Origin of the sequence: Sulfitobacter sp. HGT1 (assembly GCF_013282155.1) — a bacterium.
Lineage (GTDB): Bacteria > Pseudomonadota > Alphaproteobacteria > Rhodobacterales > Rhodobacteraceae > Sulfitobacter.
This window is the reverse complement of sequence record NZ_BLWI01000011.1, coordinates 23,748-37,545: the sequence shown is the minus strand read 5'-3', so window position 1 is coordinate 37,545 and position 13,798 is coordinate 23,748. Positions and strand designations below refer to the sequence as shown.

Sequence of the window (13,798 nt, the reverse complement as noted above, 5' to 3'; positions counted from 1 at the left end):
TGGTACGGCCCTTACATCGCCCTATGGGCGCGGCTTTGGCGCACGTTCAACCCTTTATCTAGGGGTTGTCCGGCGGCTGGGCAAGCAGATCAGCGCTACACATCATAACTTCGGCAGGAGATTACATGCTGGGCATCGGAACACTCGCCAAAAAAGTCTTTGGGACACCCAACGACCGTAAAATCAAGGCGACCCGCCCGCTGGTTGAACAAATCAACGCGCTGGAAGATCAATTTCTTGCTCTGACCGATGAGGGTCTCAAGGAAAAAACCGAAGAGCTGCGCAAGCGGGCACTGGATGGCGAAAGTCTGGATGATCTGCTGCCCGAAGCCTTTGCCAACTGCCGCGAGGGCGCGCGCCGCACCTTGGGTTTGCGGGCGTTCGATACGCAGCTGATGTCGGCGATTTTTCTGCATCAGGGCAATATCTCTGAACAGAAGACCGGAGAAGGTAAGACACTGACCGCGACGCTGGCCGCATATCTGAATGCGCTGACGGGCAAGGGTGTGCACATCGTCACCGTGAACGAATATCTGGTGCAGCGCGATGCTGACTGGATGGGCAAAGTGTTTGCATCGCTGGGTCTGACGACCGGTGCTGCCGTGTCGAACATGACCGAAGAAGACAAGCGCGCCGCGTATAATTGCGATGTCACCTATGCCACGAACAACGAGCTGGGTTTCGACTATCTGCGCGACAACATGAAATCCGAGCTAAGCCAGATTTACCAGCGTCACCACAATTTTGCGATCGTGGACGAGGTCGACAGCATTCTGATCGACGAAGCACGGACGCCCCTGATTATTTCCGGCCCGTCGCAGGACCGCTCCGAGATGTATAAAATCGTCGATGATGTGATCCCGCTGCTTCAGGATGATCACTATGAGTTGGACGAAAAAACCCGCAACGTGACCTTTACAGACGAGGGCAACGAATTCCTTGAGGCAGAACTGCACGCGCGTGGTCTGCTTGAGGAGGGGCTGACCATGTATGACCCTGAAAGCACATCCATCGTGCACCACGTGAACCAAGGTCTGCGGGCGCACAAGCTGTTCCAGCGCGACAAGGATTACATCGTGCGTGACGGCGAAGTGATGCTGATCGACGAGTTTACGGGCCGGATGATGGCAGGGCGCCGCATGTCGGACGGCCTGCACCAGGCGATCGAAGCCAAAGAACATGTCGACATCAAGCCAGAGAACGTGACGCTGGCCTCGGTGACATTCCAGAACTACTTCCGTTTGTATGACAAGCTGGCTGGTATGACCGGTACAGCCGAAACCGAAGCAGAAGAGTTTTCTGAAATCTACGGCCTTGGCGTTATTGTTGTTCCGACAAACGTGCCTGTTGCACGTGTTGACGAGGACGATCAGGTTTTCCGTTCAGCGCTTGAGAAATATAAGGCGATGATCGAAGAGGTGAAGATTGCCCACGCCAAAGGCCAGCCTTGCCTTGTTGGTACGACATCGATCGAAAAATCCGAGATGCTTAGCCAGATGCTGACGCAAGCCGGAATTGAGCACAACGTTCTGAACGCCCGCCAACACGAGCAGGAAGCGCAGATTGTTGCCGACGCCGGTAAATTGGGTGCGGTGACCATCGCGACCAACATGGCCGGTCGCGGGACCGACATCCAGTTGGGCGGTAACGTCGAGCTGAAAGTTCTGGAAGCGCTTGATGCGGACCCTGATGCAGACCCGGTCGCAATCCGCACCAAGATCGAAGCAGAACATGCCGATGAAAAGAAAAAGGTGATCGAGGCAGGCGGTCTGTATGTTCTGGCATCAGAGCGTCACGAAAGCCGTCGCATTGATAACCAGTTGCGTGGCCGGTCAGGCCGTCAGGGTGACCCGGGTCGTTCGTCCTTTTATCTGTCACTCGAAGACGATCTGATGCGTATTTTCGGGTCGGAACGGCTTGAAAAAGTGCTGACAACCTTGGGCTTGAAAGAGGGCGAAGCGATCATTCACCCATGGGTCAACAAGTCGCTAGAGCGCGCGCAAGCCAAGGTCGAAGGTCGCAACTTTGACATCCGCAAGCAGCTGTTGAAATTCGATGATGTGATGAACGAACAGCGCAAGGTGGTGTTTGGCCAGCGCCGTGACATCATGGAAGCCGCTGACCTGTCAGAGATTGTTTCGGACATGCGCGAGCAGGTCATTGATGACCTGATTGACCAGTATATGCCGCCGAAAACATATGCAGATCAATGGGATACAAAAGGTTTTCAGCAAGCCGTTCTTGAACAGCTGAACATTGATGTGCCGGTTGTTGCGTGGTGCGAGGAAGAAGGCGTGGACGACGAAGTCATCCGCGAGCGCCTGACAGAAGCATGTGAAGCGCAGATGGCAGCCAAGGCCGAGCAGTTCGGCCCCGAGAACATGCGCAACATTGAAAAGCAGGTTCTTTTGCAGGCAATCGACGCAAAATGGCGTGATCACCTGCTGACGCTAGAACACCTGCGGTCTGTTGTGGGGTTCCGTGGCTACGCGCAGCGCGATCCGTTGAACGAATACAAGAATGAATCCTTTCAATTGTTTGAATCGATGCTCGACAGTTTACGTACTGATGTGACCCAAAAGCTGGGTCAAATCCGGCCAATGACCGAAGCCGAACAGCGCGAGATGGTTGCGCAGATGCAGGCAAGTCAGCCACAGGCTGCCGCGCCAGCGGTTGAAAACGATGCCGCCGCAAACGGGTTTAAAGAAGATGATCCGGCGACATGGGGCAATCCGTCGCGCAATGATGAATGCCCCTGCGGTTCCGGTAAAAAGTTCAAGCACTGCCATGGCCGTGTCGTCTAACCCATAGACTGAACCAAACGAATAACGCGCGTCCTGTTCCACAGGGCGCGCGTTTCGTTAAGGAAAGCTACATTTTCGTAAAGGATGGTCTGGCAACCTCATTACGGAGACGGGTATGCCTACATTTGATAATTTCCATGACTATAGCGCCGGGTTGACCGGGCCAATTTGCGGCGGGTTTACAATCGCGCCCGATGACGCAACTGATGTCGCGCAAGTCACCCGCGCAATCATGGTGTCGGTGGCGGGGAATGTTTCTGTTGTGCTGAAAAGCGGCGATACAGTGACCTTGCCAAACCTGATGGCCGGCGTTGTTTATCCCTTTCGGGTTGCCCGGGTGCTGGATACGGGAACGACCGCAACAGGGATCACGGGGTTGGTATAAGGCTCGCCGCATTGAACCGCAGTGGCAGGTAGCCCGTTTATATGGCCGGTTACCGGCCCGTGGGGCGGAAAAGCACGGGCAGTGTCCAAAGCAATATCCGCAAATCCCCGGAAAATGTCACATTGCGCGCATATATGCGATCAAGTTTGACGCGGCGAATGTAACAGGGCGTCCGGCGTGCCTTGACCTGCCAAAGACCGGTAATGCCGGGTCTGATCGCCAAATAGTCGTTCGTACCATCGCCAAACAGTGACATCTCGGACCGGGTGACGGGACGGGGGCCAACCAATGACATATCGCCCCTGATCACGTTCCAAATTTGGGGAAGCTCGTCCAGGCTGGTTTGACGCAAGTATTTACCAACGGGCAATATGCGCGGATCGTTAGAAAGTTTACGGCTGAGAGCCCATTCAGACTGTTTTGCGGGGTTTTCTCTAAATACCTCTAGCAATGCATGATCGGCATTTTCGACCATTGTCCGAATTTTCCAGCACCGGAAGGTAACACCGTTTCGCCCGACCCGCGGGTGCGCGAAAAATCCGGTTGATGCACCTGACCTTGCGATAAGCCACAAAAGCAGAACAATCCCCCCGACCGCCGGTAACAAAAGCAGGCAAACCGTTACGTCAAAAATACGTTTGCCGCCCTGGGCATAAAAGCCCTGAGCGGGTTGTTGATACCCCAACCTGATATGTTTTGATGGATGGTCGAGAAACGCCATAATGTGCCCGCGCGGCCCTTTTGCCAATCAATAAGTGATCGGCGGATCATGCAGAGCGGATGCTAAATTCGCGTTAAATCCGGCAGAATGTTATGGTCAAATATATTCAAACGAGACATCTCCGGACGTGATCGTTGCGGCTGTCAGGTTTCCGGTTGCGTAGGCACCGGTGTCAATTGAAACGATACCGGATTTGAGCTCGGGCGTATCGGTGATGGTGTGGCCGTGCACGACCCACATTCCGTCCTTGCGCGGCACAGTGCCGAAATCCTTGTGACCCCAAAGCAGTGTGCGGTTGCTTTGGGCGTCGATGGGCAATGCAGGATCGGCCGCTGCATGTACAAAAGCGACGTTTCCCGATGTCCAGCATTTGGGCAGGTTCGACACCCAATCCAACAAATCACGCCCCATCGCATCGACAAGCGCATCGCGCGCACGCTCAAGCTCGCCTCCGGTTGAGGTTTCAGAGATTCCGGAGACGCCAAAACTATCAAGCGTTTGCAACCCGCCATAGCGCAACCACCGGCCACCATGGGCCTGCGGCTGGGCAATGAAGTCGAGCATCATTTCCTCGTGGTTGCCCATCAGGCAAATCAGGCCAGGTACGGCGAACAGAACTTTCAAAACATCTGCGCTGTGATCGCCCCGGTCAATCATATCCCCCAAAAAGACAATCTGCGCGCCAAGACGATTTTCAGGAAACCGCTGGAGTAGATCAAAGCGGCCGTGAATATCACCAATGGCAAGGAAGGGTTCATCGGGGCAGATCGGATCAATATGTGTGGTCGGTTCCTCGGAACGTTTTAACCATTTTCCCAACATTTAATCAGCCCGTTAATCTGTGTTGCAAAACTGGCGCATTACTGCGCTAAAAGCCGGAATTGTCGCCCCAACGAAGTGAAATCCCCAGCAAAACTCTGTATTGCTCGCCTACTGAGCATAAATAATTAGAAGGACCGCAGATGCAAGAGCGGGCTACAAGAATAGTCTATGCCGCAGGTTTGCTTCTGGTCGGTATCACGGGTGCGTCGAGTCTTTCTGGTCAGTCTTTAACGACTTACGGCACGCCGGGTCTTATAGAAATGCCAACTGCCGAAGTGATGAATGATGGCGAATTAGCCGTCACCGCAAGCGCATTTGGCCCTAATTTCCGGTACACGGCTGCTTTTCAGGTATTGCCACGTGTTTACGGAAGTTTCCGTTATTCAAAGATCAGCAATATTGGCCCGTCAACGGCGAGATTGGGCGGGGATACGTTTGACCGCAGTTTTGATATCCATTTTCAAATGCTTGATGAGACGAAATACCGCCCGGCTGTTGCCGTGGGTCTGCGTGACTTTCTTGGGACCGGTATTTTAAGCAGCGAATATGTCGTTGCGACCAAAAGCTTTGGTTCGAATATCGAGGTTACTGGCGGTATGGGCTGGGGTCGCCTGGCCGGGCGCGGGTCGTTTTCCAACCCTCTGAGCATTTTTTCAGACAAATTTGACACCCGAAATAAGGGGTCAAATACTGGTGGCCAGCTGGAAACCGGTAACTGGTTTCGCGGCGAGGCTGCGCTGTTTGGCGGTGTGAAATGGAAGATCAACGACAAGGCGACCTTTTTTGCCGAATATTCACCTGATCTGTACACACGGGAATCTGTAAATACCGGGATCGACATCGCATCGCCGCTGAACTTTGGGCTGGAATACCGGTTCAAGAACGGCGTGAATCTCAAGGGGTTTGTGGTTGGCGGCAAGGAGGTCGGGGCGCAACTGAGCTATGTCATCAATCCGGCCAAGCGCAGAGTTCCAGGGGGCTTAGAAAACGCGCCACGTTCTGTTGGGCAGCGCAACCGGCTGGCGATTGCGGATTGGAACAACTCTGAAAAGGGTGGTGGCAAGGACGCAGTGCAACGTGTTCTTAAATCACGCCTGGCCGCTGATGGCCTTGCTCTTCAAGGCTTTACGATGAGCGGCACACAAGCGACCGTGCGTGTCGAGAATGACCGTTGGGACGTTGAGGCGCAAGCCGCTGGCCGTGCTGCGCGGGTGATGGCAGAAACATTGCCGCCTGAGATCGAAGAGCTTACAGTCGTTTTCCAAAGCAACGGTATGCCGATCAGCCGGATCGTAACGCAGCGGTCCGACCTCGAAGAGCTCCAGTTCGATTATGACGGATCCTGGCGTACGCTGGCGCGGGCAGATATCGAAGACGCGCATGACGAAAGCCGTCTGGGCGAGCTTGAAGATGCCTTTCCGGTTTTTGAAACGTCGTTCGGCCCGTATATTGCAACGTCATTCTTTGACCCTGACAGCCCGCTTCGCGCTGATTTGGGCGTGCAGCTCAAGCTGGCATATCGCCCGACAGCGGGCCTGACCTTTGCCGGTCAGTTCCGCTATCCGCTGGTCGGCAATATTGCGGATTCAGATCGGGTTTCGAATTCATTGATCGAACCCGTGCGCACCAACGCGGTGCGCTACGCCCAGCAATCCGATCTTGAAATCAACAATCTGACAGCGGAATACATGTTCCGTCCGGGCAAGGATCTGTTTGGCCGGGTTTCCGCAGGCTATCTGGAAAGCATGTTTGGCGGCGTATCGGCGGAACTTCTTTGGTATCCGACATCCAGCCGTTTGGCCTTGGGTGCTGAAATCAACTATGTGAAACAGCGCGATTTCGACATGCTATTCGGCTTTCAAAGCTATGATGTCGTGACGGGCCATGCGTCCGCCTATTATGATTTCGGCAATGGTTTCTTCGGCCAGCTGGACGTGGGTCGTTACCTTGCCGGTGACTATGGCGCGACGGTTTCAATCGACCGGGAGTTCAACAACGGCTTCAAGATTGGCGGCTATTTCACGTTGACAGACGTGCCATTCGACACCTTCGGCGAAGGGTCGTTTGATAAGGGTCTGCGCGTTGAAATTCCGCTATCGTGGCTCACAGGGAAGCCATCGCGTACGACCGTTTCCCAGAAAATCCAGCCGATTACACGTGACGGTGGCGCGCGTTTGATTGTTGAAAACCGCTTGTACGGTGTCGTGAGGGATTATCGCGGCAAGGAACTGAGCGACGGTTGGGCGAGGTATCTGCGATGATCACACGTGTTCTTGCGAGCTTCCTTGCGCTTGCTTTGTTGGGTGCCTGTTCCAGCGCCGATCGCCTGGTTGATCGCGGTATTGCAATTGCGACGAATGATCCCGGACAGAAACCGTTACCGAAAGGGCAGTTCCCGCCCCGCTTTGCGGCATTGGTGGCTGATACATCTGTGCCGCTTATGGTTGTCACGGTCGAAAGCCGTGGCCAGTCGGGCCGATTGCTGCTGGAAAACACAGTGAATGGCATAGAGACTTGGCTGAGCGCCGACATGAGCGCCTTGATGATCCAGAATGGTATGCTTCAGGGCACGCGGGGCGTCGGGTCTGAACTGTTTGCCGCTGACATTTCCGAACCGATCGGCCTGATCCTGTCTGGTAGCACGGGATATACGGACCGTTTTCACAGCAATCTGACCGGCGATGACAAAATCAGCACGCGTACCTATCGCTGCTTGGTCGAAAACAAAGGGCCGGCTGTCATCAATCTGGAAACAGGAAGCATACCCACGAGGGTGATGACCGAAGACTGCAAAAGTCTGGACCAGTCGTTTACAAACACCTATTGGGTTAGCTCGAATACAGGCGCAATTGTACAAGCGCGCCAGTGGGCCGGAAGCGAACTTGGGTATATCAAAACCCAAGATGGTATCCGCTAAATTAAAGTGAAGTCGGAAGCGTTCTGCTGCTGACACCGAATACTGGATGGGAGTGACGTATTGTGAGATACTTATTGGTGGCCGTATTGGGCCTAAGTCTTGCAGGTTGTGGATCCGTTTACCGCACCCCCAAAGTTGTTGAGGGTGTCGCAGGCGGCGCGAATGTTCGGGTTCTGGATCTAAATCCGGAAACAGTCATTCAGGCCAACCGCTCTCCTTACTCTCCGCAAACGCTTCCTGCGTTCTTTTCGCAGACAGCCGGGTCGGGTTCCGGCCCGCGCGGCACTGGTGCGCTTCCTGTTCCGCCGCTTGAAAGTGAATCGCGTCCGGCGGCGCTTGAGATGCGGCTGCCACCGGCTGCGGATCCTGGCCCTTATGAAATTGGTGTGGGTGACGTTGTCTTGCTTGCGACGCCACGCGCCACATCGTCGGTCGAGCAACTTTCGGGTTTGCTTGCTGCGCAGAATTCCCGTCAGGGTTATACCGTTCAAGATGACGGATCGATCAACATCCCCGATGTCGGTCGTGTTCGGATTGCCGGCCTGACGATCGAAGACGCCGAAGCGGCATTGTTCCAGCGGCTTGTCGAAAACCAGATTGATCCGACGTTCAGCCTGGAAATTTCCGAATTCAATTCGCGCAAAATCTCGATCGGGGGGGCTGTTGCCACGCCGACTGTGGTTCCTGTGACGCTCACACCGCTGTATCTGGAAGAGGCGCTGGCCGCTGCCGGTGGCATCACGGTTGAGGATCAGGACTATGCGTCGATCCGCTTGTACCGCGATGGCACGTTGTACCAGATTCCGCTAACCCAGCTATATTCGCGCGCAAGTCTGACAAAGACACGCCTGTTGCCGGGTGATGCGGTGTTTGTGGATACCGAATACGAACTGTCTCAGGCTCAGGATTATTTCACCCAGCAGATCACACTGGTGCAGGCACGCCAATCTGCACGTTCCTCCGCCTTGGCAGAATTGCAGGCCGAGGTCGGCTTGCGCCGTGCGAACCTTGACGAGGCACGCAGCAACTACAAGGCACGCGTCGATCTGGGTGCCGATAAGCGCCAGTATGTCTATCTTGCTGGCGAGGTTGGCAAGCAATCGCGTTTCGCCCTTCCATACGAGCGGACAGCAAGCCTTGCGGATGCGTTGTATGATGCAAATGGTGTTGCGTCTTTGACGGGTGATGTTTCGCAAATCTATGTGTTGCGGTCCTCGTCTGATCCGCGCGAGTTCGGGGCGATTACAGCGTGGCATCTTGATGCACGTAACGCTGCGCATTTTGCATTGGCCCCACGGTTTGAACTGCGCCCGGATGACATCATCTTTGTCGCGCAGCAGCCCGTCACCAAATGGAGCCGTGCTGTTTCGCAGATCCTGCCGCAGATCTTGAGTGTTGGAAACGCCGTTACCAACTGATCTGTATCGAGTTATACCAGAAGGCCGGGTTCACGCCCGGCCTTTTGCGTTGCGACCCCTGCCCAATTCAGACTGTTTACGCATAAAGAACAGTCTGATCCTCAAATTCACCCAATCCTTGCCCAATTTCGGCCACATCACCGGATTATTCCTTAAAAGGTCAATAATCTGGGCGGAGTGCCGGAATGTATCTTTCAGTTGTTATCCCGTGCATGAACGAGGAAGAGTCGATCCCCGGTCTGGTGGAGCGTCTTGCGCAGGCCATCAAGCCCTGGAAAGATCAGGCTGAGATCATCCTGGTCGATGACGGATCAACCGATGCCACCTGGAAAGCTATTGAAGCTGCGAAACTGATCTGCCCCCAGCTGGTCGGTGTCAGGCTGTCTGCGAACCGGGGTCATCAGATTGCGCTGACTGCGGGCCTCGAGGCGTCGCAGGGCGACCGCATCTTTATGCTGGATGCCGATCTGCAAGACCCGCCAGAGCTGCTGACCGATATGATGTTCATGATGGATCGCGGTTTTGATGTTGTATACGGCCGCCGCAGCGAACGTCGTGGCGAAACGATGTTCAAGAAAGCCACGGCGCATCTATTCTACCGTTTCCTGAATGCCATGTCCGATGTGCCGATCCCGCAGGATACCGGCGACTTCCGCCTTGTGAACCGTCGTTCGCTGGACGCGGTTCTGGCGATGCCGGAAAAAGCGCGGTTTATCCGTGGCATGTTTGCCTGGGCCGGGTTCAAGCAGGTTGGCATCGAATACATCCGCTCACCCCGCGAATTGGGCGAAACCAAGTACCCGTTCCGCGCCATGCTGCGCTTTGCGATAGACGCGATGACAGCGTTTTCGACCAAGCCGCTCAAGCTGGCGACGCGCCTGTCGTTTATCAGCTTGTTCATGGCGGCCCTGATGGCGGTCTACGTGATTTACTCGCTTGTTGTGTACCAAACCGCGCCCGGTTGGGCATCTGTGGTGCTGGCCGTCAGCTTCTTCTCGGGCGCACAATTGCTGACCTTGGGAATTCTGGGCGAATATATCGGCCGCCTTTATGTCGAAGCCAAGAACCGCCCGATGTATTTCGTCAGCGAAGACACCCGCGACGTCGCACCTGTTAGCCGCCGTTTGCGTGCCTGATGCAGATTCTGCAACATAAACTGATCCGGTTCGGGATCGTCGGGGGCGGCACGGCATTAGCCTATGTGTTGCTGTACCTGACGTTTCTGGCGGCTGATCTGCCGCAGGTTTTGGCCAATGGTTTGGCGTTTTTGCTGGCCGTGATGCTGCAATATGTCGGGCAGGCCGCGTTTACCTTTGGCCGCCAGTTGAACGACTTTGGCCAGATTTTGCGTTTTGTTGTGATGGTTGGTCTCGGCTTTGCCAGTTCTGCGCTGATTACGGCGGTTCTGCCTGCCATGACGGGCACGCCAGATTGGACCGCTGCGGCGATCGTGACGGTCTATCTGCCCGTACAGAATTACATCTTCATGACCCTGTGGGTCTTTGCTTCTCCTTTTTCTAAAACGGAAATTACATCATGAGCCATATATATAACGATACGTTTTTCGACTATATCAACCAAAGTGCGCGCGCCTCGGCCAAGCCGATGATTGCCTTGCTGTTCCCCAAGCTTGCGCCGCAAAGCGTGATCGATCTGGGCAGTGGTCGTGGCGTCTGGCTGGATGAATGGCAAAAAGCCGGTGCGTCCGATGTTCTGGCCGTCGATGGTGATTATGTGAACCGCGATCAACTTGCAGTCGCGCCCGAGGATTTCTTGGCCGCTGATCTGACACAGCCTGTTGAAACAGGCCGTCGTTTCGATCTGGCACAAAGCCTTGAGGTCGGTGAACATCTGCCCACCAGGGCATCCGAAACGCTTGTCGACAGTCTGACAAATGCGTCGGATCGCGTGTTGTTTTCGGCTGCGGTCACGGGGCAAGGCGGAGAGTTTCATGTGAATGAACAGCCGCTGTCCTTTTGGCAGGATTTGTTCGCTGCCCGTGGGTATGTCGCGTTTGATTGCGTCCGTCCCGATCTGAAAAACAACACGGATATCGCCCCTTGGTACCGGTTTAACGCGATCCTGTACGTGAATGCCGCTGGTCGCGAGGGGCTGCCACAGGATATTCTGGATACCGAAATCGCTGCTGGTCAGCCCGTCAGGAATGCGGGTAATTTGGGATGGCGTTTGCGTTTGGCGACAGTCAGATTGCTGCCGCGCCCTGCGGTCACCTTTATCGCTCAGGCACGGGCCTTGATTTTGGCCATTCTTGCCCGCCGCGCAAAGACAGTTGGCACCGTATCGGCATGACTGCGGCGATGACGACGAACATCGGAGCTGCGCAAGACAGCAAAACTTTGCAGCTTTTTCCCACATTTCTGGTGGCGCTGATTGCTGTAACGATCATGTCGGCCATGAATCTGGCTGATCCGATGATCAGGCATGACGATTATCCCGCACTTTTCGCTGATGCGCCGTTGTTTTGGAACAAGACGCTGCACGAAGGGCGCTGGCTGAACTATATCTGGCACCTTCGCGAGGTGGTGACGCCGGCGTGGTTGAACTTTGCCGTCTATCAATCTTGCTGGGCTTTGTTTGTTGCGTCGCTTGCTGTGGTGGCAAGTGGTCGCAAGGGCACCAATTGGTTCACCTTGCTCATGGTTTTGATGCTGATGGTATCACCATCCGCGATGCTGATTTCGGTCTGGTTTAACACGTTGATCCCCGGCCTTGCCGTCGTCGCCTTGTTCGGGCTGCTTGCCTGCAAGGTTTCAAGCGGGACGTTGCGCGCGCTTTTGCCCGGGTTCGTGATCGTCAGCTTTATGGCTTACACGACCTATCCCCTGCTTTTGCTGGCGGTCTGTATCGCCAAGACCGAGGATCATTCCCTGCGTGATCTTGCGGGATTGCTGTTCTTGTTCTGCGCCAGTTTTGTTGCAGCGGTTCTAACCGTTTATGCGATCAATTGGCAGGTGCACGGGGTCTTCGGTGTGCCCATGGCAGACTGGCGCGAGGCCACATCGGCGAGCGGGTTTGCCGGTATCGTTCAAAACATCCCCAAACTTGAGGAATCGTTCAAGGTTATCTTTAACCGCAACGGTTTTGCCTTCCTGCCGTTGATGTTGTTTTTCCCTGCCCTTTCGATCACGTCTTTTGTCGTTCTGTTCAAACGTGCCCCCTTGGAAGGATTGTACATCCTGAGCGGGCTGGCTGTTGGCATGGCGCTTGTGATTGTGCAGGTTCTCAAGATCGGGGTGATCGTCCCGCCCCGGGCTTTTGTCTTTATGTGGGTGTTCGCCGTATTGGCGATTGTCCGTGCGGTTCAGTTGATGAGCGTTAAAAAAGGGTTGCCAGCGCGTCTGGGTCAGAATGCGATTTTGCTGATCATCTGCGTTTATTTCATTCAGATTTTTCTGTTCTACGGTCAATTCCGCGCCTGGCATGCGGACACAAAGGCAATCGCGCAGGAAATCGCGCCGCTCAAGGGTGAGGTATTTGTTTACGGCAATCCGATGTTCATCGCGTCGGGACAAAAGGCCAGCATTCAGTCGAACGAGGCGCTGACCCTCCGGTTAAAGCACCTGACTGGCCGTGATGTGATCGCCTGCGATAAAACGCCCGATCTTTGCCCGGCGCAGCCCGATCTTGGCGATACCGGTCTAACCGAAATCCATGTGCGGACCACAGATGCAGGTATATTTGTGATCTTTACCCCGCTCAAAAATTTCAAATCAAACGGGGTTTGAAAGCTCGGCCAGCAGGGGCGGGTTTGCACCTGCGCGCGACACGGTGATTGCGGCGACTTCGGCACCCAGACGCAAAGCCGCCAGCGCATCGTCGGCAGATAGTTCTGCAATGCCCTGTTTCGTTAGGCAGCCCAGTTGCGACAGCTTGGCCAGCACCCCTGCGTTAAAGGTGTCACCGGCACCGACCGTATCGACGACCGTGACCTTGCGGGCTGCGGCCTCGACGGTTTCGCCGCTTGCAAGATAGGCCTTTGCGCCAGCGCTGCCTTTGGTCACAATCACGACTTTTGGCCCCTGCGCCATAATTTGGGCAGCCTTTTCATCAAGGGGTGCAGCGCCGTCGATCATCCAGTGCAGGTCATCATCGGATACCTTGAGAATATCGCAAGCAGCGATCATGGTGGCCAACCGCACCCGATAGGCGGTGGGGTCGGTTATGAATTGCGGGCGAATGTTGGGGTCAATCATGATGACGCGGTTCGCTGATTGATCAACAGCAAGCGCTGCATAGAAATCGGCGGCGGGCATGCCAATCAGGCTGATGCCCCCGAAATACAGCGTGCTGACCGTGCCGGGGATTGCCGGAAGGTTCGCTGCATCAAGCGAGCGGCCCGCGGTGTTTTCATCATAGAATGTGTAGGTGGCATTGCCGCCGGACAGTTGCACAAAGGCCAGCGTTGTTGGCCGGTTTGCGAAGATGACCTGCGACGTGTCGACGTTGCTTTCTTGCAAGGCGTCGCGCAATTGGGTGCCGAACATGTCGGTCGACAGGCCAGAGACAAAGCCGACGGGCTGTTCAAGCCGCCCCAACGCGCGGGCGGTGTTGAACACGGCACCGCCAACATGGGGCGTGAATGCGCCGTTATCTTCGATCATGTCGATCAATGCTTCTCCGCAACACAGTATCATGGTGTCCCCCAGCCCTTGCACTTTGGAATTTGATAAGGGTGTGAGCGCTAACGGTCCAGAGAAAACTTAGACCATT

At 55.1% G+C, this 13,798-nt stretch carries 12 protein-coding genes; 9 read left to right on the top strand and 3 right to left on the bottom strand.

Annotation, left to right across the window (positions count from 1 at the left end):
- Positions 1-125 precede the first annotated feature (125 nt).
- Positions 126-2,804, top strand: coding sequence for a preprotein translocase subunit SecA (gene secA / locus HGT1_RS12385; protein ID WP_176250265.1), 2,679 nt, complete (start codon positions 126-128; stop codon positions 2,802-2,804).
- 115 nt (positions 2,805-2,919) lie between these two features.
- Positions 2,920-3,189, top strand: a complete 270-nt coding sequence (locus HGT1_RS12380) for a hypothetical protein (RefSeq protein ID WP_176250264.1) — start codon at positions 2,920-2,922, stop codon at positions 3,187-3,189.
- Positions 3,190-3,238: 49 nt separating this feature from the next.
- On the opposite strand, the gene HGT1_RS12375 is transcribed toward HGT1_RS12380, so the two are convergent.
- Positions 3,239-3,910: a sugar transferase gene (locus HGT1_RS12375; protein ID WP_176250263.1), complete on the bottom strand. Its 672-nt coding sequence runs from the start codon at positions 3,908-3,910 to the stop codon at positions 3,239-3,241.
- A gap of 96 nt (positions 3,911-4,006) precedes the next feature.
- Positions 4,007-4,732, bottom strand: coding sequence for a metallophosphoesterase (locus HGT1_RS12370; RefSeq protein ID WP_176250262.1), 726 nt, complete (start codon positions 4,730-4,732; stop codon positions 4,007-4,009).
- A 140-nt stretch (positions 4,733-4,872) separates the two neighbouring features.
- On the opposite strand from HGT1_RS12370, the gene HGT1_RS12365 reads away from it, so the two are divergent.
- The 7 genes from HGT1_RS12365 (at position 4,873) to HGT1_RS12335 (ending at position 12,813) form a co-directional block, all read left to right on the top strand.
- Positions 4,873-6,993 (top strand): YjbH domain-containing protein, encoded by a 2,121-nt coding sequence (locus tag HGT1_RS12365; protein ID WP_176250261.1) that lies wholly within the window; start codon positions 4,873-4,875, stop codon positions 6,991-6,993.
- Positions 6,990-7,649, top strand: coding sequence for a YjbF family lipoprotein (locus HGT1_RS12360; protein ID WP_176250260.1), 660 nt, complete (start codon positions 6,990-6,992; stop codon positions 7,647-7,649). The genes HGT1_RS12365 and HGT1_RS12360 overlap by 4 nt, the downstream gene beginning before the upstream one ends.
- Before the next feature lie 62 nt (positions 7,650-7,711).
- Positions 7,712-9,067, top strand: a complete 1,356-nt coding sequence (locus HGT1_RS12355; protein ID WP_255200190.1) for a polysaccharide biosynthesis/export family protein — start codon at positions 7,712-7,714, stop codon at positions 9,065-9,067.
- Between the two features lie 185 nt (positions 9,068-9,252).
- Complete coding sequence (locus tag HGT1_RS12350; RefSeq protein WP_176250259.1) at positions 9,253-10,203, top strand: glycosyltransferase family 2 protein; 951 nt, start codon at positions 9,253-9,255, stop codon at positions 10,201-10,203.
- Positions 10,203-10,607 carry a GtrA family protein gene (locus HGT1_RS12345; protein ID WP_176250258.1) on the top strand — a complete coding sequence of 135 codons (405 nt, stop codon included), beginning with the start codon at positions 10,203-10,205 and terminating at the stop codon, positions 10,605-10,607. Before HGT1_RS12350 ends, HGT1_RS12345 begins: the two co-directional genes overlap by 1 nt.
- The gene (locus HGT1_RS12340; protein WP_176250257.1) at positions 10,604-11,377 is read left to right on the top strand and encodes a class I SAM-dependent methyltransferase; all 774 of its coding nucleotides are present in this window, start codon (positions 10,604-10,606) and stop codon (positions 11,375-11,377) included. Before HGT1_RS12345 ends, HGT1_RS12340 begins: the two co-directional genes overlap by 4 nt.
- A gap of 8 nt (positions 11,378-11,385) precedes the next feature.
- The gene (locus HGT1_RS12335) at positions 11,386-12,813 is read left to right on the top strand and encodes a hypothetical protein (RefSeq protein WP_255200189.1); all 1,428 of its coding nucleotides are present in this window, start codon (positions 11,386-11,388) and stop codon (positions 12,811-12,813) included.
- Here HGT1_RS12335 and HGT1_RS12330 read toward each other — a convergent pair.
- Positions 12,799-13,722: a carbohydrate kinase gene (locus HGT1_RS12330; RefSeq protein ID WP_176250256.1), complete on the bottom strand. Its 924-nt coding sequence runs from the start codon at positions 13,720-13,722 to the stop codon at positions 12,799-12,801. The genes HGT1_RS12335 and HGT1_RS12330 overlap by 15 nt on opposite strands.
- Positions 13,723-13,798 lie beyond the last annotated feature (76 nt).